Annotated in this window: 21 protein-coding genes; 17 read left to right on the top strand and 4 right to left on the bottom strand. The window is 40.7% G+C overall.

All coding sequences use genetic code 11. The features are described 5' to 3' along the window. Nucleotides 1-1,284, top strand: a complete 1,284-nt coding sequence (locus OCF96_RS01375; protein ID WP_143952238.1) for a chloride channel protein — start codon at nucleotides 1-3, stop codon at nucleotides 1,282-1,284. A 402-nt stretch (nucleotides 1,285-1,686) separates the two neighbouring features. Beyond that, a complete protein-coding gene (gene deoD / locus OCF96_RS01370; RefSeq protein WP_049524900.1) occupies nucleotides 1,687-2,397 on the top strand; it encodes a purine-nucleoside phosphorylase in 711 nt (236 codons plus the stop codon). A gap of 26 nt (nucleotides 2,398-2,423) precedes the next feature. On the opposite strand, the gene OCF96_RS01365 is transcribed toward deoD, so the two are convergent. The 3 genes from OCF96_RS01365 to coaA form a co-directional block, all read right to left on the bottom strand. Continuing rightward, the gene (locus OCF96_RS01365) at nucleotides 2,424-2,948 is read right to left on the bottom strand and encodes a DNA topology modulation protein (RefSeq protein ID WP_143952236.1); all 525 of its coding nucleotides are present in this window, start codon (nucleotides 2,946-2,948) and stop codon (nucleotides 2,424-2,426) included. Nucleotides 2,949-3,000: 52 nt separating this feature from the next. Beyond that, complete coding sequence (gene rpsT, locus OCF96_RS01360; protein WP_001274000.1) at nucleotides 3,001-3,237, bottom strand: 30S ribosomal protein S20; 237 nt, start codon at nucleotides 3,235-3,237, stop codon at nucleotides 3,001-3,003. 67 nt (nucleotides 3,238-3,304) lie between these two features. Next, nucleotides 3,305-4,225, bottom strand: a complete 921-nt coding sequence (coaA, locus tag OCF96_RS01355; RefSeq protein WP_000180516.1) for a type I pantothenate kinase — start codon at nucleotides 4,223-4,225, stop codon at nucleotides 3,305-3,307. A 201-nt stretch (nucleotides 4,226-4,426) separates the two neighbouring features. Between coaA and OCF96_RS01350 the strand changes: the two genes are divergently transcribed. From OCF96_RS01350 to OCF96_RS01310, 9 genes are all read left to right on the top strand, one after another. Next, complete coding sequence (locus tag OCF96_RS01350) at nucleotides 4,427-4,831, top strand: hypothetical protein (protein ID WP_261445334.1); 405 nt, start codon at nucleotides 4,427-4,429, stop codon at nucleotides 4,829-4,831. Between the two features lie 197 nt (nucleotides 4,832-5,028). Further along, entirely contained in the window at nucleotides 5,029-5,619 is a 591-nt protein-coding gene (locus OCF96_RS01345) for a class I SAM-dependent methyltransferase (RefSeq protein WP_315898941.1), read from the top strand. Beyond that, on the top strand, nucleotides 5,616-6,893 hold the full coding sequence (locus OCF96_RS01340) for a pyrimidine-nucleoside phosphorylase (RefSeq protein ID WP_261445327.1): 1,278 nt from the start codon (nucleotides 5,616-5,618) through the stop codon (nucleotides 6,891-6,893). The genes OCF96_RS01345 and OCF96_RS01340 overlap by 4 nt, the downstream gene beginning before the upstream one ends. 19 nt (nucleotides 6,894-6,912) lie before the next feature. Further along, on the top strand, nucleotides 6,913-7,575 hold the full coding sequence (deoC, locus tag OCF96_RS01335) for a deoxyribose-phosphate aldolase (protein ID WP_261445324.1): 663 nt from the start codon (nucleotides 6,913-6,915) through the stop codon (nucleotides 7,573-7,575). Continuing rightward, nucleotides 7,562-7,951 (top strand): cytidine deaminase, encoded by a 390-nt coding sequence (locus OCF96_RS01330; protein WP_261445323.1) that lies wholly within the window; start codon nucleotides 7,562-7,564, stop codon nucleotides 7,949-7,951. Before deoC ends, OCF96_RS01330 begins: the two co-directional genes overlap by 14 nt. 89 nt (nucleotides 7,952-8,040) lie before the next feature. After that, the gene (locus OCF96_RS01325; protein WP_033681961.1) at nucleotides 8,041-9,093 is read left to right on the top strand and encodes a BMP family lipoprotein; all 1,053 of its coding nucleotides are present in this window, start codon (nucleotides 8,041-8,043) and stop codon (nucleotides 9,091-9,093) included. A gap of 143 nt (nucleotides 9,094-9,236) precedes the next feature. Then, nucleotides 9,237-10,772 carry an ABC transporter ATP-binding protein gene (locus OCF96_RS01320; RefSeq protein ID WP_033684970.1) on the top strand — a complete coding sequence of 512 codons (1,536 nt, stop codon included), beginning with the start codon at nucleotides 9,237-9,239 and terminating at the stop codon, nucleotides 10,770-10,772. Beyond that, on the top strand, nucleotides 10,765-11,823 hold the full coding sequence (locus OCF96_RS01315; protein WP_049550861.1) for an ABC transporter permease: 1,059 nt from the start codon (nucleotides 10,765-10,767) through the stop codon (nucleotides 11,821-11,823). Before OCF96_RS01320 ends, OCF96_RS01315 begins: the two co-directional genes overlap by 8 nt. Before the next feature lie 2 nt (nucleotides 11,824-11,825). Further along, the gene (locus OCF96_RS01310; RefSeq protein WP_023940960.1) at nucleotides 11,826-12,782 is read left to right on the top strand and encodes an ABC transporter permease; all 957 of its coding nucleotides are present in this window, start codon (nucleotides 11,826-11,828) and stop codon (nucleotides 12,780-12,782) included. A gap of 33 nt (nucleotides 12,783-12,815) precedes the next feature. Here OCF96_RS01310 and plsY read toward each other — a convergent pair whose 3' ends face one another. Continuing rightward, nucleotides 12,816-13,457, bottom strand: a complete 642-nt coding sequence (gene plsY / locus OCF96_RS01305) for a glycerol-3-phosphate 1-O-acyltransferase PlsY (RefSeq protein ID WP_033683461.1) — start codon at nucleotides 13,455-13,457, stop codon at nucleotides 12,816-12,818. A gap of 135 nt (nucleotides 13,458-13,592) precedes the next feature. Between plsY and parE the strand changes: the two genes are divergently transcribed. The 6 genes from parE to OCF96_RS01275 all read left to right on the top strand — a co-directional run bounded on the left by parE (nucleotide 13,593) and on the right by OCF96_RS01275 (nucleotide 23,330). Then, nucleotides 13,593-15,536, top strand: a complete 1,944-nt coding sequence (gene parE, locus OCF96_RS01300; RefSeq protein ID WP_261445292.1) for a DNA topoisomerase IV subunit B — start codon at nucleotides 13,593-13,595, stop codon at nucleotides 15,534-15,536. A gap of 27 nt (nucleotides 15,537-15,563) precedes the next feature. Further along, nucleotides 15,564-16,391 carry an aminoglycoside 6-adenylyltransferase gene (locus OCF96_RS01295; RefSeq protein ID WP_254753700.1) on the top strand — a complete coding sequence of 276 codons (828 nt, stop codon included), beginning with the start codon at nucleotides 15,564-15,566 and terminating at the stop codon, nucleotides 16,389-16,391. Nucleotides 16,392-16,420: 29 nt separating this feature from the next. Beyond that, complete coding sequence (locus tag OCF96_RS01290) at nucleotides 16,421-16,981, top strand: nucleotidyltransferase family protein (RefSeq protein WP_254753699.1); 561 nt, start codon at nucleotides 16,421-16,423, stop codon at nucleotides 16,979-16,981. A 325-nt stretch (nucleotides 16,982-17,306) separates the two neighbouring features. After that, entirely contained in the window at nucleotides 17,307-19,787 is a 2,481-nt protein-coding gene (parC, locus tag OCF96_RS01285) for a DNA topoisomerase IV subunit A (RefSeq protein ID WP_261445283.1), read from the top strand. A 327-nt stretch (nucleotides 19,788-20,114) separates the two neighbouring features. Continuing rightward, nucleotides 20,115-22,166 (top strand): thiol-activated cytolysin family protein, encoded by a 2,052-nt coding sequence (locus tag OCF96_RS01280; protein ID WP_261121471.1) that lies wholly within the window; start codon nucleotides 20,115-20,117, stop codon nucleotides 22,164-22,166. Between the two features lie 141 nt (nucleotides 22,167-22,307). Further along, nucleotides 22,308-23,330, top strand: a complete 1,023-nt coding sequence (locus OCF96_RS01275) for a branched-chain amino acid aminotransferase (protein WP_261048299.1) — start codon at nucleotides 22,308-22,310, stop codon at nucleotides 23,328-23,330. The last annotated feature ends 8 nt before the right edge of the window (nucleotides 23,331-23,338 follow it).

Genomic DNA, 23,338 nt, shown 5'->3' with positions numbered 1-23,338 from the left:
ATGTTAATAGAATTGAGGAGTATTTTTCGAAAGATTCCTTATAATTTTAGATTATTCCTAGCAGTAATTCTGCAAGGAATAGTTTCGGGTTTATCTGGTATAGTTCTCCATTATCTTTTAGAGATGGTGGAGGAGCTAGCTTTTGGTCAGTCAGAGCATCATACTGGATTTTTGACAGATGGAGTTTCCTCGTTACGGATAGGACTAAGTTTAATAATTGTGGGTCTTGGTTCATCCTTGGTCTGGTACTTCTTGCAAAAAAGGTCGAAGATTTATTCCATCAAAGCTCAGATGAAGGATGAGACTTCACAATACAAGCTTCATTTTTTAAGACAGCTATTTCATTCAATTTGTCAGATCATTGCAGTTGGAGGGGGAGCGCCTATTGGTAAAGAAGCTGCGCCACGAGAGATTGGAACTCTATTTGCAGGGCCAATTGGAAAAATATGTATACTGTCTATGAAGGATCGCATCTTTCTCCTTGCTTGTGGTGCTGGTGCTGGTTTAGCGGCTGTCTATCAGGTTCCATTAACAAGTGTCTTCTTTGTTTTTGAAACCCTAGGAATTGATCTATCTATTAAACGATTTGTCTTAGTCGGTTTGACTACCTATGTCTCAACCTATATAGCAGGCTGGGTTATTTCAGATCAGGCTCTCTACCAGATTCCAGTCATCACATGGTCATTAAAGCAAATATGGATTATTCCCTTATTACTTCTTTTCTTAACCCCACTAGCTTGGCTTTTTGGTCGCTTAAGTAAGGCAGCGTCTTCAAACAGAATAAAAGATAAACGAATACTTCTAACATTGCCCTCAGCTTTTCTTTTTCTTATTGGATTAGCAAGTTATTTTCCACATCTACTTGGAAATGGACGTATGATGGCTCAGGAAGTATTGAATGGTAGCAATGGCAAAACAGTACTCCTTTTGTTTATATTAAAAGCATTAGTTGTTCTTATTACTCTGTGGGCAGGGGCCTATGGTGGTACACTTACGCCATCTTTTGCCTTGGGGATGGCTGGAGCTGCTCTCTTTGGAATGATTCTAGGTGGGGATAGCCAGCCAAGCATTTTGCTTTTGGGATCTGTTTGCTTTTTGTCTGTGACCTTGAGGGCTCCCTGGTCTGCAACTGGATTAGTAATAGGCTTCACTGGGCTAGGTATAGAATCTCTTCCGTATATCTTAGTAACAGCTGTTTTAGCCTATGAATTTGCAAAAATATTAGACCGTTTTTCTTGGGCTAACATACTGTGTCAGAAGTCAAAGAATAAAGTAATTAGGTAGGAAATGCCCATTTCTTCTAATCAAGGATTTGATTTAAAAGATAAAAAAATACTCTCAATTTATTTATAACTGTTTTAAATAAAAATGTAGTAGGATTATCGGAGTCATTGTTGAATCCGATTTTTCCTAGCTATGAAATATAAAAATAAAAAAAGAAAGGTAGAGCGAGATGTTCTAATTTGAACACGAGCGGAAAACTTTTCTAAAAACTCAGAAGAGAAGGGGAGTTCGGATTTGAATTGAAACCGGTCTAATCTTCTCAATATCATCAAAATTAAGAAAGAAAGGAATTGAACCCACCCTAAAAGCAGTGGGAAAAAGATAGTTGGTCTAGCGAGCATCGCTCACTGCACCCAACTCCTATTTTCCCTTTGCTTTTTGACGGGTTTGGTATCTTATATTATGTCTATCCATATTGCTGCTCAGCAGGGTGAAATTGCTGATAAAATTCTTCTTCCTGGGGATCCTCTTCGTGCTAAGTTTATTGCGGAGAATTTCCTTGAAGATGCTGTTTGTTTTAACGAAGTGCGTAACATGTTTGGTTACACTGGTACTTACAAGGGCCACCGTGTATCTGTCATGGGAACTGGGATGGGGATGCCATCTATTTCGATTTATGCGCGTGAGTTGATCGTAGACTACGGTGTGAAGAAATTGATCCGTGTGGGAACTGCAGGTTCTTTGAATGAAGATGTTCACGTTCGTGAATTAGTTTTGGCGCAGGCAGCTGCAACCAACTCAAACATCGTCCGTAATGACTGGCCACAGTACGATTTTCCACAAATCGCTAGTTTTGATTTGCTAGATAAGGCTTATCATATTGCCAAAGAACTTGGTATGACCACACACGTTGGGAACGTTTTGTCTTCTGATGTCTTTTACTCAAACTACTTTGAAAAGAACATCGAACTTGGTAAATGGGGAGTCAAGGCTGTGGAAATGGAAGCAGCAGCGCTTTACTATCTCGCTGCCCAATACCATGTTGATGCGCTAGCTATCATGACCATCTCTGATAGCCTGGTCAATCCTGACGAAGACACAACTGCAGAAGAACGTCAAAATACCTTCACCGATATGATGAAGGTTGGATTAGAAACTTTGATTGCAGAATAATTATAGCAAGAAAAGGAAGCCCTTCTTTATGAATTGGAGGACTTCCTTTTCTTATCCAGAAATTGGTCTATCTCCTTTTGTGATCTGAGGATGACAACTTTATCTGGATAGGTTTCTTGAACCCACTTGTAGCGTTCCTTGGCGGATTTGCTCCGTCCGTCCCAAAGAATCCATCGAATAAACTCCCAATTAAACTGTTCTTGACAACCAGCTGCCATACTTTCTCTGACCTTGCCTCGGTATGTGAGGTAACGTTTAAAGGCTCGACAGAGACAGGTCAATGGGGAAAAATTGAGAAAGATGATTTGGTCAGCTTCCTGCATTCTTTCCTCATAGAAACACCAAGAATAATTACCATCGATGACCCAGGCTTCATGCTTGGTGAGAAAGTTTTTCATCTCATCCAACATCCAGTCACGGTCACTGTCTTGCCAACCGGGTTGAAATTGGAGTGTATCCATGTGAAGTTTTGGGATGGAGTAGCAGTGAGATAACGTTGTTGCCAGAGTTGACTTACCAGCACCAGAATATCCGATAATTGCGATTTTCATTTTCTATCTTTTCCAATTTGGAGACAAAAAAACAGCCTCTATGGACTGTTTCTTATTTAGCAAGTTTAGCTGAAAGACGAGCTTTGTCGCGGCTTGCTTTGTTTTTGTGAATCAAACCTTTAGTTTCTGCTTTATCGATAGCTGAGCTAGCAGCACGGAAAAGTTCTTCAGATGGGTTTGCTTCGAAAGCTTTGATAGCAGTACGCATAGCTGATTTTTGAGCTGAGTTCTTTTCGTTTTGTTTAACGTTCAATTCAGCGCGTTTGATAGCTGATTTAATGTTTGCCAATGTTCTTACCTCCATATTTACTAACTATACCATTATATCTGAAAACTTACGTTTTGACAAGGGAAAATTATTTTTTTAAGTAAATTTCATCGATTTCATGGTTCTTTGTTTTATGAAGAATCACTTCCGCACGATTTCTAGTTGGTTCAATATAATTTTGCAGATTTGTGAGATTGATACTGGTCCAGACCTGATGAGCAAAGGCCTCCACTTCCCCAATCGGCATTTGAGTAAAACGATAATAGTAGCTATCAGGGTCGTTTTGGGCTAGGCTCAGCATTTTCAAGAAACGATCAAGATACCAACTCTCGATGTCATCTACTGAGGCATCAACATAGATTGAAAAGTCAAAAAAGTCAGTGATATAGAGACGCTCGTTTTGTGGATTCTGAAAAACATTAATCCCCTCAACAATTACAAAGTCTGCAGCTTTGACGCTTTGTTTTTCCTCAGGTACGATGTCGTAGACTTCATGAGAATAGACAGGAATATCCACATCTTGTCCATTTTTGATGCGGTCCAAGAAGTTGAGAAGAGCTTCCATATCATAGCTTTCAGGAAATCCCTTACGATTTAAAATCCCTTGTTCAATCAAGGTCTGGTTGGGGTAGAGAAAGCCGTCAGTTGTTACCAACTCAACTGTAGCATCTGTAAGGGTACGGGATAGTAGGATTTGAAGTAAGCGGCTGGTTGTAGATTTTCCAACGGCAACACTACCAGAAACTCCAATGATAAAAGGCTGGGATTTACTTTCACGTTGAAGGAAAATCCCTTTTGAAAAGGCCAAATCATCCTTGGTACGCTTGTAAATCTGGATGAGATGGGCTAGGGGAAGATAGACATCGGTTACATCCTGCAGGCTAATCTGGTCATTAAAACTCTTGATGGATTCTAATTCCTCTTCTGTCAAAGGAGGTGTCGTCTTTCGATGTAAAGATTGCCAAGTCTGGCGACTGATTTTTTCAAAATGTAAAAATTCGTTGGTCATGTGTTTTCCCCTAGATATTTTGTCTATCATACCATAAAAAGCTAAAAAAATAAAGCGGTTTCTTGATGATAGTAATCAAATATCGTATAATAGAGATAGATAGAGACTGAACAATTTAATGATGAAGTAGGAGATAGATTCTACTGATTTATGAGCTAATAAAAGGAGGATTTTTAGTTCACAACATATAGGAGGTGTACTATGAAAATCTTAAAACATTACATATTGGAACTCTGTTTTATTTTAAGTTTTGCACTACCTTTTTTAAAAGGGGCGAATGCGGATAATGGTAGACGCTTTGTGGAAATCTATTACGGTTTTACTTTTTTGATGGAACATGCTATTGTAACAGCTGTCTTTATCTGTTCGCTCTTGCTTGCTTTCTTCCTAAAAAAACGGTGGACGAAATGGCTTGCTGCTGGTAGTTATGCCTTTTTAGTCCTATGGATTGCTACAGAGGGTTATTTCTTCCGCATGTCACTGGAAGATTTGATACGACTTTGGACAAGTTGGGAAATCCTGACACAAACGTATCAGTTGGGCTTTTATCTAAACATCCTGTTGGGAATTTTGTTGATAATAAAGTATTTGAATGTTAAGCATTAGAAATAATATAGGTGATAAACTTTTTGTTTTTATCTGGACTATGATATTTCTAGTTCTAAAATGCTTTATCATTTACTTATAAGTGTTGAAAGAGATTGAAGAAAAGGTCTTCTTGACTAGCTTTTTCAGTCTTTTTCGTTTTATTAGCAATTTGTAAACGATTTACAATTTAAGTCAAATTATGGTAAAATAGTTTCATGAGTAAAATGTATTATGCAGAGAATCCTGACGCTGCTCACGACATTCATGAGTTGAGAGTAGAGTTGTTGGGACAAAAAATGACCTTTTTGACGGATGCGGGTGTTTTTAGCAAGAAAATGGTTGACTTTGGAAGTCAACTATTGCTCAAGTGTCTTGAGGTCAACCAAGGTGAGACTGTCCTTGATGTAGGCTGTGGTTATGGGCCTCTGGGCTTGTCCTTAGCTAAGGCTTATGGAGTTCAGGCGACCATGGTCGATATTAATAATCGTGCCTTGGATTTGGCGCGACAAAATGCTGAACGAAATAAAGTAGAAGCGACGATTTTCCAGTCTAATATTTATGAACAAGTGGAAGGAAAATTTGACCATGTCATTTCCAACCCCCCTATCCGTGCAGGCAAGCAAGTGGTTCATGAAATCATTGAGAAAAGTAAAGATTTCTTGGAAATTGGTGGAGATTTGACCATCGTTATACAGAAAAAACAAGGGGCTCCAAGTGCCAAGTCCAAGATGGAAGATGTGTTTGGTAATTGTGAAATCGTCAAAAAAGATAAGGGATACTATATCCTTAGAAGTGTGAAAGAATGAGAGCAGTTGATTTAATCCAAAAAAAACGAGATGGTCAAGAGCTGACTTCAAGTGAAATTGAATGGCTAGTTGAAGGCTATGTGTCAGGAACTGTTCCTGATTATCAGATGTCTGCCTTTGCTATGGCTGTTTATTTCAAAGGAATGACGACTCGAGAAATCTCTGACCTAACTATGAAAATGGTTCAGACAGGTCAAGAGTTTGATTTATCTGCTATTGATGGGGTTAAGGTTGACAAGCATTCTACTGGGGGTGTTGGTGATAAGGTGACCTTGATTTTGGCTCCTCTTGTTGCAAGCTTTGGAGTTCCAGTCGCGAAAATGAGTGGTCGTGGTCTCGGTCATACTGGTGGAACAATTGATAAATTGGAGTCCATTAAGGGATATCAAGTAGAACGCAGTCAAGAGGATTTTATTGCACAGGTGCAAGATATTGGAGTATCTGTCATTGGGCAATCAGATCAGCTGGTCAAAGCGGATAAGCTTCTCTACGCCCTCCGTGATGTGACCGCAACTGTCGACACGATTCCTTTGATTGCGAGTTCGGTGATGAGTAAGAAAATCGCGGCAGGAGCGGATGCTATTTTGCTAGACGTGACTGTCGGTGAGGGTGCCTTCATGAAGACGGTTGATGAGGCGCGTGAATTGGCTCAAACCATGGTGGAACTTGGTAAGGCAGTTGGTAGAAAAACGGTAGCAGTCATTACGGATATGAGTCAACCTTTGGGACGAGCGATTGGAAATCGTCTGGAAATCCTTGAAGCACTTGAGATTTTACAAGGACAAGGCCGTCAGGATATTACCCACTTTATCTGTGAATTAGCTCAGATTATGCTTGGTCTGGCAAATGTAAACAAGACAGTTGAGGAAGTTCGCCAACATCTTGAAAATGGACAAGCGCTTGCTAAGTTTGAGGAGATGGTGCAAGCTCAAGGTGGAGATTTAGAAGATCTCTATCGTCCAGTCAATGTGTCCCATGTGGTGGAAATCCCTGCCCAGGAAACAGGTGTCATTTCAGCTCTTCCGGCCATGGAATTTGGCCTCTATGCTATGAGACTGGGTGCTGGCCGTGCAGTCAAGACTGATGATTTGGACTATGAAACTGGAATTGTTTTTGAAAAGAAGGTTGGAGACTCCGTTCAAAAGGGAGAAATTGTGGCAAAAGTATACACAAATGGAAAAATTTCTCCTCAGCTAGTTACAGATTTTCAAAAATATGTTAAAATAAATGATAGGGTGCAAAGTTTACGAGAAATTATAGAAATTATCTCATAAACGACAGGAGAATCCGTATATGAAATTAAATAAATATATCGATCATACGCTTTTGAAGCAAGATGCGACAGGAAAACAAATTGATTGTTTGTTGTCTGAAGCTAGAGAGTATGATTTTGCCAGTGTTTGCGTTAATCCGACCTGGGTTGAACATGCTAAAAAAGGGCTTGAAGGCACAGATGTCAAGGTCTGTACAGTGGTTGGTTTCCCACTAGGAGCAACAACTTCAGCCGTGAAAGCATTTGAAACCAAAGAAGCTATCCAAAATGGCGCAGATGAGATTGATATGGTGATCAATGTTGGTGCTCTCAAATCAGGAAATCTTGATTTGGTTGAATCAGACATCCGTGCTGTTGTAGAATCAAGTGGTGACAAGTTGGTTAAAGTCATTATTGAAGCTTGCTTATTGACAGACCAAGAAAAAGTTGTGGCTTGTCAATTAGCCCAAAAAGCGGAAGCTGATTTTGTCAAAACATCTACTGGCTTTTCAACTGGTGGCGCTACGATAGCAGATGTTACATTAATGCGTGAAACAGTTGGACCTGATATGGGTGTCAAGGCTGCTGGTGGAGCTCGTTCTTATGCAGATGCTCTTGCCTTTGTCGAAGCAGGTGCGACCCGTATCGGAACGTCAGCTGGTGTAGCCATTTTAAAAGGAGAATTGGCATATGGCGAGTACTGAGTTGATTGAACTAGCAATTGAAACCAGCAAACATGCCTATGTCCCCTATTCTCACTTTCCTATCGGAGCAGTTTTAGTGGCAAAAGACGGAAGTGTTTACACGGGAGTGAATATCGAAAATGCTAGCTATCCTTTGACCAATTGCGGTGAGAGAACAGCCATTTTTAAGGCTATATCTGAAGGACAAAGAGAATTTTCAGAATTGATTGTCTATGGACAGACTGAAAAACCAATCTCACCATGTGGTGCTTGTCGCCAAGTAATGGTCGAATTTTTTGAACAAGATCTAAAAGTGACTTTAGTCGCAAAAGATAAATCGACGGTCGAGATGACGGTCGGGGAGTTACTTCCATACTCTTTTACAGACTTAAACTAGTCTGAGTCGCTCTCTGAGTGGCACGGTCCTTGTGGCCAACCAATCCATACTTGCAACATCGTTGCACATCTTATTTAGGAGGTTCAGTAATGAACAAGAAACAATGGCTAGGCCTTGGTCTAGTTGCAGTGGCAGCAGTTGGACTTGCTGCATGTGGTAACCGCTCTTCTCGTAACGCAGCTTCATCTTCTGATGTGAAGACAAAAGCAGCAATCGTCACTGATACTGGTGGTGTTGATGACAAATCATTCAACCAATCAGCTTGGGAAGGTTTGCAAGACTGGGGTAAAGAACACAATCTTTCAAAAGATAAAGGTTTCACTTACTTCCAATCAACAAGTGAGGCTGACTACGCTAACAACTTGCAACAAGCGGCTGGAAGCTACAACCTAATCTTCGGTGTTGGTTTTGCCCTTCACAATGCGGTTGAAGAAGCAGCAAAAGACCACTCTGATTTGAACTATGTCTTGATTGATGATGTGATTAAAGATCAAAAGAATGTTGCTAGCGTAACGTTTGCTGATAACGAAGCTGCTTACCTTGCGGGTGTTGCAGCAGCTAAAACAACTAAAACAAAACAAGTTGGTTTTGTAGGTGGTATTGAGTCTGAAGTTATCTCACGTTTTGCAGCTGGATTTAAAGCTGGTGTTGAGTCAGTAGATCCATCTATCAAAGTACAAGTTGACTACGCAGGTTCATTTGGTGATGCTGCTAAAGGTAAAACAATTGCAGCAGCACAATACGCAGCTGGTGCAGACGTTGTTTATCAAGCAGCAGGTGGAACAGGTGCTGGTGTCTTTGCAGAAGCAAAATCACTCAACGAAAGCCGTCCTGAAAATGAAAAAGTTTGGGTTATCGGTGTTGACCGTGACCAAGTAGCAGAAGGTAAGTACACTTCTAAAGATGGTAAAGAATCAAACTTCGTTCTTGTATCTACTTTGAAACAAGTTGGTACAACTGTAAAAGATATTGCTAACAAAGCAGAAAAAGGTGAATTCCCTGGCGGTCAAGTGATCGTTTACTCATTGAAAGATAAAGGGGTTGACTTGGCAGTAACAAACCTTTCAGAAGAAGGTAAAAAAGCTGTTGAAGATGCTAAAGCTAAAATCCTTGATGGAAGCGTAAAAGTTCCTGAAAAATAATGGATGGAAGTCATTTCTTAGGAAGCGGCCCTCGGCCGCTTTTTTAAGAGTTGAGACAAAGTCATTTTGTCTCAGTAAAGCTTGCTACTAGGCAAACTAGCAAGTTTTATTGAAATAAAATAAGACTCTGAAAGGAAGAGCACATGGCACACGAAAATGTCATTGAGATGCGTGATATTACCAAGGTGTTTGGTGAATTTGTTGCCAACGACAAAATCAACCTGCACCTACGAAAAGGTGAAATTCATGCACTTTTAGGAGAAAATGGGGCTGGTAAGTCCACGCTCATGAACATGTTAGCAGGGCTTCTTGAACCAACTAGTGGTGAAATTGTGGTCAACGGTCAAGTTGTCAATCTCGATTCACCATCTAAAGCGGCTAGCTTGGGAATCGGAATGGTTCACCAGCACTTTATGTTGGTAGAAGCCTTCACAGTGGCTGAAAACATCATTTTAGGTAGTGAATTGACTAAAAATGGTGTGCTAGATATCGCTGGAGCTAGCAAAGAAATCAAGGCTCTTTCTGAACGTTATGGCTTAGCTGTTGACCCTTCTGCCAAGATAGCAGATATCTCAGTTGGAGCCCAACAACGTGTAGAAATTTTAAAAACCCTTTATCGGGGGGCTGATATCCTTATCTTTGACGAACCAACGGCTGTCTTGACTCCATCAGAAATTGATGAGTTGATGGCTATTTTGAAAAATCTTGTCAAAGAAGGAAAATCAATTATCTTGATCACCCACAAGTTAGACGAGATTCGCGCAGTTTCTGACCGCGTTACAGTTATCCGTCGTGGGAAATCAATTGAAACTGTCGAAATTGCAGGGGCTACCAATGCTGATTTGGCAGAAATGATGGTAGGTCGTTCTGTTTCCTTTAAAACAGAGAAGCAAGCCTCTCAACCAAAAGAAGTAGTCTTGTCTATTAAAGACTTGGTGGTCAATGAAAATCGCGGTGTCCCAGCTGTGAAAAATCTTTCCTTGGATGTTCGTGCTGGAGAGATTGTTGGTATTGCAGGGATTGATGGAAATGGTCAGTCTGAACTGATTCAAGCCATTACAGGTCTTCGCAAGGTTGAATCTGGTAGCATTGAGCTAAAAGGAGATTCAATTGTAGGATTGCCCCCACGTCAGATTACAGAATTGAGTGTTGGGCACGTTCCAGAAGACCGTCACCGTGATGGCTTGATTTTGGAAATGATGATTTCTGAAAATATTGCCCTTCAAACCTACTACAAAGAACCACATAGTAAAAATGGAATTTTGAACTATTCAAATATTACTTCTTATGCTAAAAAGCTAATGGAAGAGTTTGATGTTCGTGCTGCCAGCGAATTTGTTCCTGCAGCTGCACTCTCAGGAGGAAATCAACAAAAAGCAATTATTGCTCGTGAAATTGATCGAGATCCTGATCTCCTTATCGTCAGCCAGCCAACTCGTGGTTTGGATGTCGGTGCCATTGAATATATCCACAAACGCTTGATTGAAGAGCGTGATAATGGTAAGGCTGTTCTTGTTGTCAGTTTTGAATTGGATGAGATTTTAAACGTCTCAGACCGTATTGCCGTTATCCACGATGGTAAGATTCAAGGTATTGTATCACCAGAAACAACCAATAAACAAGAACTTGGTGTCTTGATGGCTGGTGGAAACTTGGGAAAGGAGAAGAGTGATGTCTAAAAAATTACAACAAATTTCGGTTCCCTTGATTTCTGTCTTCCTAGGAATTTTGCTCGGAGCCATTGTCATGTGGATCTTCGGTTATGACGCTATTTGGGGCTATGAAGAATTGTTCTATACAGCCTTTGGTAGTCTGCGTGGGATTGGAGAAATCTTCCGCGCCATGGGGCCTTTGGTCTTGATTGGTCTTGGCTTTGCCGTTGCCAGTCGTGCAGGTTTCTTTAACGTTGGGCTTCCTGGTCAGGCTTTGGCTGGTTGGATTCTCAGTGGTTGGTTTGCCTTGTCGCATCCAGATATGCCACGCCCCTTGATGATTTTAGCAACCATCGTGATTGCCTTGATTGCTGGTGGAATTGTCGGAGCTATTCCAGGTATTCTGAGAGCCTATCTAGGGACGTCAGAGGTTATCGTAACTATCATGATGAACTACATCGTTTTGTATGTAGGGAATGCCTTTATCCATGCCTTCCCTAAAGACTTCATGCAAAGTACAGATTCGACCATTCGTGTTGGATCTAATGCAACCTACCAGACACCTTGGTTGTCTGAGTTGACTGGTAACTCACGGATGAATATTGGTATTTTCTTTGCTATCATTGCCGTTGTAGTTATTTGGTTCATGCTCAAGAAAACGACTCTTGGTTTTGAAATTCGTGCAGTTGGTCTTAATCCACATGCTTCAGAATATGCTGGTATTTCTGCAAAAAGAACGATTATCCTCTCAATGATTATTTCAGGTGCTTTGGCAGGTCTTGGTGGAGCTGTTGAAGGGCTTGGAACCTTCCAGAACGTCTATGTTCAAGGGGCATCTTTAGCTGTCGGATTTAACGGGATGGCGGTTAGTCTGCTTGCGGCCAACTCACCAATTGGTATTCTCTTTGCAGCCTTCCTATTTGGTGTTCTCCAAGTTGGAGCCCCAGGTATGAATGCGGCGCAGGTACCGTCTGAGCTTGTCAGCATTGTAACAGCGTCTATTATCTTCTTTGTCAGTGTTCATTACCTTATCGAACGCTTTGTCAAACCGAAAAAACAAGTTAAAGGAGGTAAGTAAAGATGTCTATTACAACCTTGCTCACCCTCTTGGTGTCTTCTATGCTGATTTACTCAGCTCCCCTCATCTTTACAAGTATTGGTGGTGTTTTCTCTGAACGTGGTGGTGTGGTAAACGTCGGCCTTGAAGGAATTATGGTTATGGGTGCCTTTTCTGGAGTTGTCTTTAACCTTGAATTTGCTGAACAATTTGGAGCAGCAACTCCATGGCTATCCTTGCTTGTAGCAGGATTGGTTGGTGGTATTTTCTCTATCATCCACGCAGCAGCGACGGTTCATTTCCGTGCAGACCATGTTGTCAGCGGTACGGTATTGAACTTAATGGCGCCAGCCTTGGCAGTTTTCTTGGTTAAAGTTCTTTATAACAAAGGACAAACCGACAACCTAAGTCAGACTTTTGGACGCTTTGATTTTCCAGTCTTGGCTAATATCCCAGTCATTGGTGATATCTTCTTCAAGTCAACTAGTCTACTTGGTTATCTGGCCATTGCCTTCTCATTCCTTGCTTGGTTTATTCTCTTTAAGACTCGCTTTGGTCTTCGTCTCCGCTCTGTCGGTGAACACCCTCAAGCAGCGGATACCTTGGGAATCAACGTCTACAAGATGAGATACTTAGGAGTTATCATTTCAGGTTTCCTAGGTGGAATTGGTGGAGCGATTTATGCTCAATCCATCTCAGTTAACTTCTCAGTGACAACTATTGTTGGACCTGGATTTATCGCCCTTGCTGCAATGATCTTTGGGAAATGGAATCCAATCGGAGCCATGCTATCTAGTCTCTTCTTTGGACTTTCACAAAGTTTGGCTGTTATCGGCTCTCAATTGCCATTCCTACAAGGAGTGCCTGCGGTTTACCTTCAAATCGCACCTTACGTTTTGACAATTCTTGTCTTGGCAGCCTTCTTTGGGAAAGCAGTTGCACCAAAAGCAGATGGTATCAACTATATCAAATCAAAATAAGCATACAAAAAACGTCAGTACTGTACTGACGTTTTATTTTTTAGGATGTTGATGGGTTAGGTTCAATCCCCAAGGGACCAAATTTTCAGTTTTATTTTTTATACGCGTGATATTATCCTTATGTCGAATGATAATCAAGCTAGCAAGTGCTAGGATAATAGCGATGAAGAGAGGATCATAGTGACTCAGGATAAAACCAAAAAGTGGAAAGAGTAGAACTCCAATGACAGCCGCGATAGATGCTGTGACACTAGACAGTGAAATCATACTACCAAGATAGAGGGTTCCAAAGAAAACAACCGCAAGGTAGAGACAGAAAACAGGCGCAAATCCGAAAATCACTCCCGCACTGGTTGCGACAGCCTTACCACCTTTAAATCCTGCAAAGATAGGGAAAGTATGACCAATAACAGCCAAAAGTCCAAAGATAAGAGGTGAAACACCTTGCAGATGAAAAATAATCGGAAGAAGCGTTGCTAGGGTTCCTTTGAAAAAGTCAATGACAAAGGTTGCCATGCCAGCTTTCTTACCTAAAATGCGGAAGGTATTGGTCGTTCCAGTGTTACCAGAACCATGTTCGCGCAGATTGATTTGAAAAAATACTTGTCCAATCCAGAGACCAGACGGAATCGAACCCAGCAGATAGGCTAGGATTAATAAAACTATTGTAATCATACTCCTATTATATCATGAAATGGAGAAGAAAGGCAGAGAATCTCTTCTGAAATTGTCACAGCGGAGAAAGAAAAATTTTGCAAAATCCTTAGAAAACTTGTAGAATAGTAAAGATGAACGAATAGGAGGTTCCTTGTGTCAAAAAAGGAAATCAATATTAATAATTATAATGATGACGCCATTCAGGTGCTAGAAGGGTTGGATGCGGTTCGAAAACGTCCGGGGATGTATATCGGATCGACCGATGGTGCTGGTCTCCATCACCTGGTCTGGGAAATCGTCGATAATGCTGTTGATGAGGCCTTGTCTGGATTTGGTGACCGTATTGATGTGACCATTAATAAAGACGGCAGTTTAACGGTTCAAGACCATGGTCGTGGGATGCCGACAGGTATGCACGCTATGGGAATTCCAACTGTAGAGGTTATCTTTACCATCCTTCATGCCGGAGGAAAATTTGGTCAAGGTGGTTATAAGACATCAGGTGGACTTCACGGGGTGGGTTCTTCCGTCGTTAATGCCCTATCTAGTTGGCTGGAGGTTGAAATCACACGTGATGGTGTAGTTTACAAGCAACGTTTTGAAAATGGTGGCAAACCTGTTATGACTTTGAAGAAAATCGGTACGGCGCCTAAGTCTAAGACGGGTACCAAGGTTACGTTTATGCCTGATGCGACGATCTTCTCTACGACAGATTTCAAGTACAATACCATTTCAGAGCGCCTCAATGAATCAGCTTTTCTCTTAAAAAATGTGACCTTATCTCTGACGGACAAACGAACAGATGAAGCGATTGAATTCCACTATGAGAATGGGGTTCAGGACTTTGTTTCTTATCTGAACGAAGATAAGGAAACCTTGACGCCTGTTCTCTATTTTGAAGGTGAGGATAATGGTTTTCAAGTGGAAGTCGCCCTTCAGTACAATGATGGATTTTCAGATAACATCTTGTCCTTTGTCAATAACGTTCGCACCAAGGATGGTGGAACACATGAGACAGGACTCAAGTCTGCTATCACTAAGGTCATGAATGACTACGCGCGTAAGACAGGTCTTCTCAAGGAAAAAGATAAAAACCTTGAAGGCTCAGACTATCGTGAGGGACTAGCGGCCGTTCTTTCTATTCTTGTTCCTGAAGAACACCTTCAGTTTGAAGGTCAGACTAAGGATAAACTAGGCAGTCCACTAGCTCGCCCAGTTGTTGATGGGATTGTAGCTGATAAGTTGACCTTCTTCCTTATGGAAAATGGGGAATTGGCTTCTAACCTCATCCGCAAGGCTATCAAGGCGCGTGATGCTCGCGAAGCGGCACGTAAGGCGCGTGATGAGAGCCGAAATGGGAAGAAGAATAAAAAAGACAAAGGCTTGTTGTCTGGGAAATTGACCCCAGCCCAGTCTAAGAATCCAGCCAAGAATGAACTCTATCTAGTCGAGGGGGATTCTGCCGGTGGCTCTGCCAAACAAGGCCGTGACCGCAAGTTCCAGGCTATTCTGCCTCTTCGTGGTAAGGTTATCAATACAGCCAAGGCCAAGATGGCGGATATCCTCAAAAATGAAGAAATTAACACCATGATTTATACCATCGGTGCGGGTGTCGGAGCAGACTTCTCTATTGAGGATGCTAACTACGACAAGATTATTATTATGACCGATGCGGATACCGACGGTGCCCACATCCAGACCTTGCTCTTGACATTTTTCTACCGTTACATGCGTCCGCTAGTTGAGGCAGGACATGTTTATATTGCCCTTCCACCTCTTTACAAGATGTCAAAAGGGAAAGGAAAGAAAGAAGAAGTGGCCTACGCTTGGACGGACGGTGAACTAGAAGAACTCCGCAAACAATTTGGTAAAGGTGCTACACTCCAACGTTATAAAGGTCTCGGTGAGATGAACGCCGACCAGCTCTGGGAAACAACCATGAATCCAGAAACTCGCACCCTCATCCGTGTCACCATCGAAGACCTAGCACGTGCCGAACGCCGTGTCAATGTCCTCATGGGAGACAAGGTTGAACCACGCCGTAAGTGGATTGAAGATAATGTCAAGTTTACGCTGGAAGAAGCGACAGTGTTTTAAGTCACTTTTTAATGAATGGGTATTGACATGAGAACTGAAACAGAAATGCTCGATGTAATTTTACAAACTGCTAAAAACTTAAAAGTAGAAGCTGTGGCCATGTCTGGTTCACGGATAAACCCAAAGGCCCCAAAAGATGAATTTCAAGACTATGACGTGGTCTATGTCGTGGATGATTTAGATAATCTGACGAGCGACCTTTCTTGGTTGGAGCAGTTTGGCAAACGCATTATCGAGCAAGAGGTTAGATTGGGACATCGCCGTTTATTTCTTATGCTCTTTGAGGATGGTAACCGCATTGATTTGACCCTCTGCCCCAAAGAGCATATCAAGGAGTGGGTGGATAGTGAGGCAGGATTCACTGTTTTGGAAGACCCAGAACATTTATTTGAACCCTATTCCCCAAATCTAGAGCGTTTCTGGATACATCAAGCTAGTGAGACGGATTTTAAAAATTCTTGCAATGAATTTTGGTGGGTATCAGCCTACGTGATCAAAGGAATTTATCGAAAGCAACTTATCTATGCGACCGACCATCTCTACGGTATTTGTCAACAAGAACTCTTGAAGGTCTTGACTTGGCAAGTGGTAAGTGACAGGGGAAAGGTCGACATTGGAAAGAATTATAAGTATCTCTTTAACTATTTACCTGATGAGAAAGAGAAGGAATTCTTTGCTCTACTTGATTTTTCAAGTATAGAGAAACTTACTCAGTCTTTGTTTGCTACGATGCAACTTTTTCATCAAGAAGCTCAATTCTTTGCTCAAAAGATGGGTTTTGACTATGATACGGAAGTGGCTGAGAATATGATTGAGTATGCTGAGGAAAGAGTGAAGAAGTTTGGGAATAACTAGAAAAATGAAAAAGCGAGAGGAGAAGACTCATGATTGAAAAAGTGGAACGCCTCATTACAGAGGTTAATCGTATTCATAGAGAATATTCTAAAGATTATTTTGAAACGGGTAAGGTGGAAAAAATCAATCTCAAGCATACATTTTCAAAAGTTCCGACTAAAGCGATTTTGGCCTACCGTCTGAATTTACATGAGTCAATTAATGATTATCTGATGAAAGCGGATGTCCAAGATATTGCCTATGTATATCGTGTCAAAACTTCTGAGTCTATTTTAGATAAAATTACACGTTTTTCAGAGCGTCAAGAGGGCTATCCTGTGAATTCAATTCTTAATGATATTTTTGGTGCTCGTATGATTTTAAGTTCCAAAGAGATAGCTCAAGTCATGGATAAATTAGATGATTGGCAAGAGATTTACGGACTAAAAAACTGGTATTTACGTGATAAAGATGGCTATGTCGGCATTCATATCTATTTTAAAAATAAAAGTAATTTTTATTACCCATGGGAACTCCAACTTTGGGATAAGAAAGATGTAGATAGTAATATTGCCAGCCATATCAAATATAAACGAGGATTTGTGGAGTAGACATTTCAAGTGGAAATGACGATACAGGAATTGGATGAAACTCACTTACTCTATATTTTTTCTTTTTCCATAATATTTACTCTCCATTCTTCGAAAGGAGTTGAACACGCCCTAAATGCTATGCGAAAACTCCTTATTACTAACTGAAGCAACAAATTTTAAATACTTTAAACTACAGAAAGGATAGTTTAGTTACTTATCGTAACTGAACACGGGACTAAGACTTAAGAAAAAAGAGAAATCGACTTGGGTTCATAGAACCTTACATCGATTTCCTATTTTTCTACAGAAATTTTCGGCAAGCCGAATTGTCCCTTTGTATCTTATGTCTAACATTCAAAACATGTCCCTGGAGGACATCATGGGAGAGCGCTTTGGTCGCTACTCCAAGTACATTATTCAAGACCGAGCTTTGCCAGATATTCGTGATGGGTTGAAGCCGGTTCAACGTCGTATTCTTTATTCGATGAATAAGGATGGCAATACCTTTGACAAGAGCTATCGTAAGTCGGCTAAGTCTGTCGGTAATATCATGGGGAATTTCCACCCACACGGTGACAGTTCTATCTATGATGCCATGGTCCGTATGTCTCAGGACTGGAAGAACCGTGAGATTCTAGTCGAAATGCACGGTAATAACGGTTCTATGGACGGAGATCCGCCTGCGGCTATGCGTTATACTGAGGCGCGTTTGTCTGAGATTGCGGGTTATCTTCTTCAGGATATCGAGAAAAAGACCGTTCCTTTTGCTTGGAACTTTGACGATACCGAGAAAGAGCCGACAGTCTTGCCAGCAGCCTTTCCAAACCTCTTGGTCAATGGTTCGACTGGGATTTCGGCTGGTTATGCCACAGACATTCCTCCCCATAATTTGGCTGAGGTCATCGATGCAGCGGTTTACATGATTGACCACCCAACTGCAAAGGTTGATAAACTCATGGAATTCTTGCCTGGACCAGACTTCCCGACTGGAGGGATTATCCAGGGTCGTGATGAAATCAAGAAGGCCTATGAAACTGGGAAAGGGCGCGTAGTTGTTCGTTCCAAGACGGAGATTGAAAAGCTAAAAGGTGGTAAGGAACAAATTGTTATTACTGAGATTCCTTATGAAATCAACAAGGCCAATCTAGTCAAGAAAATCGATGATGTTCGTGTCAATAACAAGGTAGCTGGGATTGCTGAGGTTCGGGACGAATCTGACCGTGACGGTCTTCGTATCGCTATCGAACTCAAGAAAGACGCCAATACGGAGCTGGTTCTTAACTATCTCTTTAAGTACACAGACCTGCAAATCAACTATAACTTTAATATGGTGGCGATTGATAATTTCACACCTCGTCAGGTTGGGATTGTCCCAATCTTGTCCAGCTATATCGCCCACCGCCGTGAAGTCATTTTGGCGCGTTCACGCTTTGACAAAGAAAAGGCTGAGAAACGTCTCCATATTGTCGAAGGTTTGATTCGTGTGATTTCGATTTTAGACGAAGTCATTGCCCTTATCCGTTCATCCGAGAATAAGGCTGACGCCAAGGAAAACCTCAAGGTCAGCTATGATTTTACAGAGGAGCAGGCTGAGGCTATCGTAACCTTGCAACTTTACCGTTTGACCAATACAGATGTGGTTGTCTTGCAGGAAGAAGAAGCAGAACTTCGTGAGAAGATTGCTATGCTGGCGGCTATTATTGGTGATGAACGAACTATGTACAATCTCATGAAGAAAGAGCTTCGTGAGGTTAAAAAGAAATTTGCGACTCCGCGTTTGAGCACTTTAGAAGACACTGCGAAAGCAATCGAGATTGATACAGCTAGTTTGATTGCCGAGGAAGATACCTACGTCAGCGTGACCAAGGCAGGTTACATCAAGCGTACCAGCCCACGTTCCTTTGCCGCTTCAACGCTGGAAGAAATTGGCAAACGTGATGATGACCGTTTAATCTTTGTTCAATCTGCCAAGACAACCCAGCATCTTTTGATGTTCACGACTCTTGGAAATGTCATTTATCGACCAATCCATGAATTGGCAGACATTCGCTGGAAGGACATCGGAGAGCATCTGAGCCAGACTATTACAAACTTTGAAACTAACGAAGAAATCCTTTATGTGGAAGTCGTGGATCAGTTTGATGATGCGACAACCTACTTTACTGCGACTCGTCTTGGTCAAATCAAACGTGTAGAACGCAAAGAATTCACCCCATGGCGGACCTACAAGTCTAAGTCTGTTAAGTATGCTAAGCTTAAAGACGAGACAGACCAGATTGTGGCAGTGGCTCCAATTAAACTGGATGATGTTCTCTTGATTAGCCAAAATGGTTATGCACTGCGTTTCAATATTGAAGAGGTTCCGGTTGTCGGTGCCAAGGCAGCAGGTGTCAAGGCTATGAACCTGAAAGAAGATGATGTCCTCCAATCGGCCTTTATCTGTAATACCTCGTCCTTCTACCTCTTGACTCAGCGTGGAAGTTTGAAACGTGTTTCTATTGACGAAATTCCAGCAACCAGCCGTGCCAAACGAGGATTACAAGTCTTACGTGAGTTGAAAAACAAACCGCACCGTGTCTTCTTGGCTGGTGCAGTTGCAGAACAAGGTTTCATCGGTAATCTCTTCAGTACAGAAGTAGAAGAGAACAACCAAACTCTGCTTGTTCAATCAAACAAAGGAACAATCTATGAAAGCCGATTGCAAGACTTGAACCTGTCAGAAAGGACTAGCAACGGAAGCTTCATTTCTGACACGATTTCAGATGAAGAAGTTTTTGACGCCTATCTTCAGGAAACTTATACAGAATTTGAATCTAAAAAATGATAAAAACAATGAAAAGCTTTTCATTGAGAAATTTGTTAAGTTATAGATTTAAGAATTGAATTTGATTATATATACAAAAACGAACAGTGCTGATTCCCAACTGATAGAGACTGAAGCCTGTTCGTTTTCTTGTTTTTAGTGGTATAGACCGCTTTGTATTTAGATGTGAAATTATTAACATATGAACAACTATACAAATTGAGCTAATAAAAAATAATATTTTTTAAGAAAACGCTTGCATCTATAATATTTTTTATGTTATACTCTTATTGTTTCAAGAAAGCGCGTTCAAGAAATAATTCGTTTAAATATATATAGGAGTTTTGTATGTCTCGAAACAAACAAGATAAAGGATTTCGTTTTTCTATTCGTAAACGTAGCGTTGGAGTATGTGGTGTTGCCATTGCAACATTTTTGCTAGGTTCTGGCCTTGTATTTCAAACAAATGTAGTAAAAGCAACAGAACCAAGCGTTGCTGCAGTTGCTGGTGAAAATATTGCTGCTCATAAGTCTGCAAGTCAGAGTTCGACTGCTTATGAAGGGGAGGCTTCTAGAGCAGTTGACGGTAATCGTGATAATGCCTGGAACAATCGTTCAGTTACTCATACAGATTTTCAAGATCATTCTTGGTGGAAAGTTGATCTAGTAAAAGAAGAAGGTGTGGGAACTGTTCGTATTTACAATCGTGGAGATGGAGTTGTAGCTAATCGTTTATCTAATTTTGATGTTATTTTATTAGATAAAGATGGTAAGGAAGTAACTCGTCAACATGTCGATAGCTTAAACAATCAACCAACAGTTGATGTTCAATTCTCAGGAGTTAATGCACGGTATGTAAAAATTGAATTAAATAAATCTAAAACTCCTCTTAGTTTGGCAGAAGTTGAAGTATATCGTGCTGTAAAAGAAGAAAAAGTAGTAACAGATAAGAAAACAGAAAACCAAGTTAAAACAGAAAGTAAAGATAAAAAAGATTATACTGCAGAGCTAAATAACTATTTATTTGGTTTAAATTACGATAAACTAAATATTTTAACTAGAAAAGGCGAAGCATTAGAAAATTACACTAATACAAGCACAAAACAACAAGGAAATGAATTTGTGGTTGTCGAAAAAGTGAAGAAAAACCTTTCTAATGGTTCTGCAGATGTTGCCATTAATGGTAACGGAGATATTTTCCTAGGTGCTTTGTTTAAAGCAAATCAAGACCTTCTAGAAAATAAACCACAACAAATTAGTTTAGATCGTAGCAAAGGTAGAATTAGTGTTGATTTACCAGGAATGGTAGGCGGAGATAGCTATGTAGATGCTAACCCAACTGCAAGTGGTATGCAGGAAGGTGTGAATACCTTGTTAAACCGTTGGCATGAAAAATATGCTGCGAAAAATCCTGCTCCAGCACGTATGCAGTACGAATCAACTTCTGCTTACAGCATGAATCAATTGAAAGCAAAATTCGGAAGTGATTTTGAAAAAGTCGGTGTTAATTTGAAAATTGATTTTGAGGCTGTGAACAAGGGTGAAAAACAAATCGAAGTTGTTGATTTTAAACAAATTTACTATACTGCTAACTTTGATGCTCCAAAAAATCCATCAGATGTATTTGCTTCAGGAGTAACGGTTGATCAATTGAAAGCACGTGGAATTGATGAAAAAACACCTCCTGTATACGTTTCAAGCGTTTCATACGGACGTCAAATGTATGTCAAATTTGAAACAACAAGCAAGAGTACAGAGTTGAAAGCGGCAATCAATGCTGTCATCAAAGGAGTGCCTATTAAACCAGAATCTGAATGGGCACGTGTCTTGAAGAACACAACTGTAACAGTTTCAATCGTAGGTGGAAATGCTGATGGCGCTGCACGTGTTGTGACAGGTACAGTAGAAGATTTGAAGAAATTGATTCAAGAAGGAGCTACTTTCAGTACACAAAATCCTGCTGTTCCAATTTCTTATAAGACTGCATTCTTGAAAGATAATCAAGTAGCCACAATTCAAAGTAATACAGACTACATTGAAACTAAAGTGACTTCATACAAAAATGGTTACCTCAATTTACAGCATAAGGGAGCTTACATTGCTCGTTACTATGTTTACTGGGATGAAGTAACTTATGATAAGGATGGAGTTGAAAGCATTCGCTCACGTCAATGGGAAGATAATGGTAAAAACAGAACAGCTGGCTTCCAAACTGAACTTCAATTTAAAGGAAATGTACGTAATATACGCGTGAAGATTCAAGAAAAAACAGGTCTTGTTTGGGAACCATGGCGTACAGTTTATAATCGCACAGACCTTCCTCTTGTTCAAAAACGTACAATTATTAATTCAGGTACAACACTAAGACCAAAATACGATGAAAAAGTTGAAAATAACTAATTTTTCACTTGTAAAAGGAATCAGTTCTAAGAGCTGGTTCTTTTTATTGAAGAAATTTTCTGAAAATTACAAAATATGCTTGCTATTTTAGAAAAATAGTGTAGAATATAAGAAATAGGTTTTTAGAATAAGGAGTGGAATATGACAGTAACGATTGATTGGGAAAACCTTGGTTTTTCCTATATGAAATTACCTTATCGCTATATTGCTCATTTTAAAAATGGACAATGGGATCAAGGAGGGCTTACAGAGGATGCGACTTTGCATATTTCAGAGTCTTCTCCAAGTCTTCACTATGGACAACAAGCATTTGAAGGTTTGAAAGCTTATCGTACTAAGGATGGCAGTGTTCAACTGTTCCGTCCTGATGAAAATGCCAAACGCTTGCAACGTACCTGTGACCGTCTCTTGATGCCACAAGTTCCAACAGAAATGTTTGTTGAAGCTTGTAAAGCAGTTGTCTGTGCGAATGAAGAATACGTACCACCATACGGAACAGGTGGAACCCTATATCTTCGTCCTCTTTTGATTGGTGTCGGAGATATTATTGGGGTAAAACCAGCAGAAGAATACATTTTCACCATCTTTGCTATGCCAGTTGGAAATTACTTTAAAGGTGGATTGGTTCCAACCAACTTCTTGATTCAGGATGAATACGACCGTGCAGCACCAAATGGTACAGGTGCGGCTAAGGTTGGTGGAAACTATGCTGCAAGTCTCTTGCCAGGGAAATTGGCCAAGTCACGTCATTTCTCAGATGTTATCTATCTAGATCCTTCAACACATACAAAGATTGAAGAAGTCGGTTCAGCTAACTTCTTTGGAATTACGGCTGATAATGAATTTGTAACACCATTGAGTCCTTCTATCTTGCCATCTATTACTAAGTATTCTTTGCTTTATTTGGCAGAACACCGCTTGGGCTTAACTCCTATTGAGGGAGATGTCCCAATTGATAACCTTGACCGTTTTGTAGAGGCAGGTGCCTGTGGTACAGCAGCAGTTATTTCACCAATTGGTGGAATTCAGCACGGTGATGATTTCCATGTATTCTATAGTGAAACAGAAGTTGGCCCTGTGACTCGTAAACTCTATGATGAATTGACAGGTATTCAGTTTGGTGATATTGAAGCGCCAGAAGGTTGGATTGTAAAAGTAGATTAAAATAAACT

This window comes from Streptococcus mitis, assembly GCF_946190065.1.
In the GTDB taxonomy this organism is placed as follows: domain Bacteria; phylum Bacillota; class Bacilli; order Lactobacillales; family Streptococcaceae; genus Streptococcus; species Streptococcus mitis_DE.
Note: the sequence above shows the minus strand (reverse complement) of the source record. Positions and strands in the feature narration are given on the sequence as shown.

What these genes read in the sequence shown, in the direction of transcription:
- OCF96_RS01290 (WP_254753699.1), top strand. Translation starts at nt 16,421, where the DNA reads ATGATTGAAAAAGTGGAACGCCTCATTACAGAGGTTAATCGTATTCAT.
- OCF96_RS01280 (WP_261121471.1), top strand. Translation starts at nt 20,115, where the DNA reads ATGTCTCGAAACAAACAAGATAAAGGATTTCGTTTTTCTATTCGTAAA.
- OCF96_RS01375 (WP_143952238.1), top strand. Translation starts at nt 1, where the DNA reads ATGTTAATAGAATTGAGGAGTATTTTTCGAAAGATTCCTTATAATTTT.
- deoC (WP_261445324.1), top strand. Translation starts at nt 6,913, where the DNA reads ATGAAATTAAATAAATATATCGATCATACGCTTTTGAAGCAAGATGCG.
- OCF96_RS01340 (WP_261445327.1), top strand. Translation starts at nt 5,616, where the DNA reads ATGAGAGCAGTTGATTTAATCCAAAAAAAACGAGATGGTCAAGAGCTG.
- coaA (WP_000180516.1), bottom strand. Translation starts at nt 4,225, where the DNA reads ATGACCAACGAATTTTTACATTTTGAAAAAATCAGTCGCCAGACTTGG.
- OCF96_RS01275 (WP_261048299.1), top strand. Translation starts at nt 22,308, where the DNA reads ATGACAGTAACGATTGATTGGGAAAACCTTGGTTTTTCCTATATGAAA.
- plsY (WP_033683461.1), bottom strand. Translation starts at nt 13,457, where the DNA reads ATGATTACAATAGTTTTATTAATCCTAGCCTATCTGCTGGGTTCGATT.
- OCF96_RS01315 (WP_049550861.1), top strand. Translation starts at nt 10,765, where the DNA reads ATGTCTAAAAAATTACAACAAATTTCGGTTCCCTTGATTTCTGTCTTC.
- OCF96_RS01365 (WP_143952236.1), bottom strand. Translation starts at nt 2,948, where the DNA reads ATGAAAATCGCAATTATCGGATATTCTGGTGCTGGTAAGTCAACTCTG.
- parC (WP_261445283.1), top strand. Translation starts at nt 17,307, where the DNA reads ATGTCTAACATTCAAAACATGTCCCTGGAGGACATCATGGGAGAGCGC.
- OCF96_RS01295 (WP_254753700.1), top strand. Translation starts at nt 15,564, where the DNA reads ATGAGAACTGAAACAGAAATGCTCGATGTAATTTTACAAACTGCTAAA.
- OCF96_RS01350 (WP_261445334.1), top strand. Translation starts at nt 4,427, where the DNA reads ATGAAAATCTTAAAACATTACATATTGGAACTCTGTTTTATTTTAAGT.
- OCF96_RS01330 (WP_261445323.1), top strand. Translation starts at nt 7,562, where the DNA reads ATGGCGAGTACTGAGTTGATTGAACTAGCAATTGAAACCAGCAAACAT.
- deoD (WP_049524900.1), top strand. Translation starts at nt 1,687, where the DNA reads ATGTCTATCCATATTGCTGCTCAGCAGGGTGAAATTGCTGATAAAATT.
- OCF96_RS01345 (WP_315898941.1), top strand. Translation starts at nt 5,029, where the DNA reads ATGAGTAAAATGTATTATGCAGAGAATCCTGACGCTGCTCACGACATT.
- OCF96_RS01325 (WP_033681961.1), top strand. Translation starts at nt 8,041, where the DNA reads ATGAACAAGAAACAATGGCTAGGCCTTGGTCTAGTTGCAGTGGCAGCA.
- OCF96_RS01320 (WP_033684970.1), top strand. Translation starts at nt 9,237, where the DNA reads ATGGCACACGAAAATGTCATTGAGATGCGTGATATTACCAAGGTGTTT.
- OCF96_RS01310 (WP_023940960.1), top strand. Translation starts at nt 11,826, where the DNA reads ATGTCTATTACAACCTTGCTCACCCTCTTGGTGTCTTCTATGCTGATT.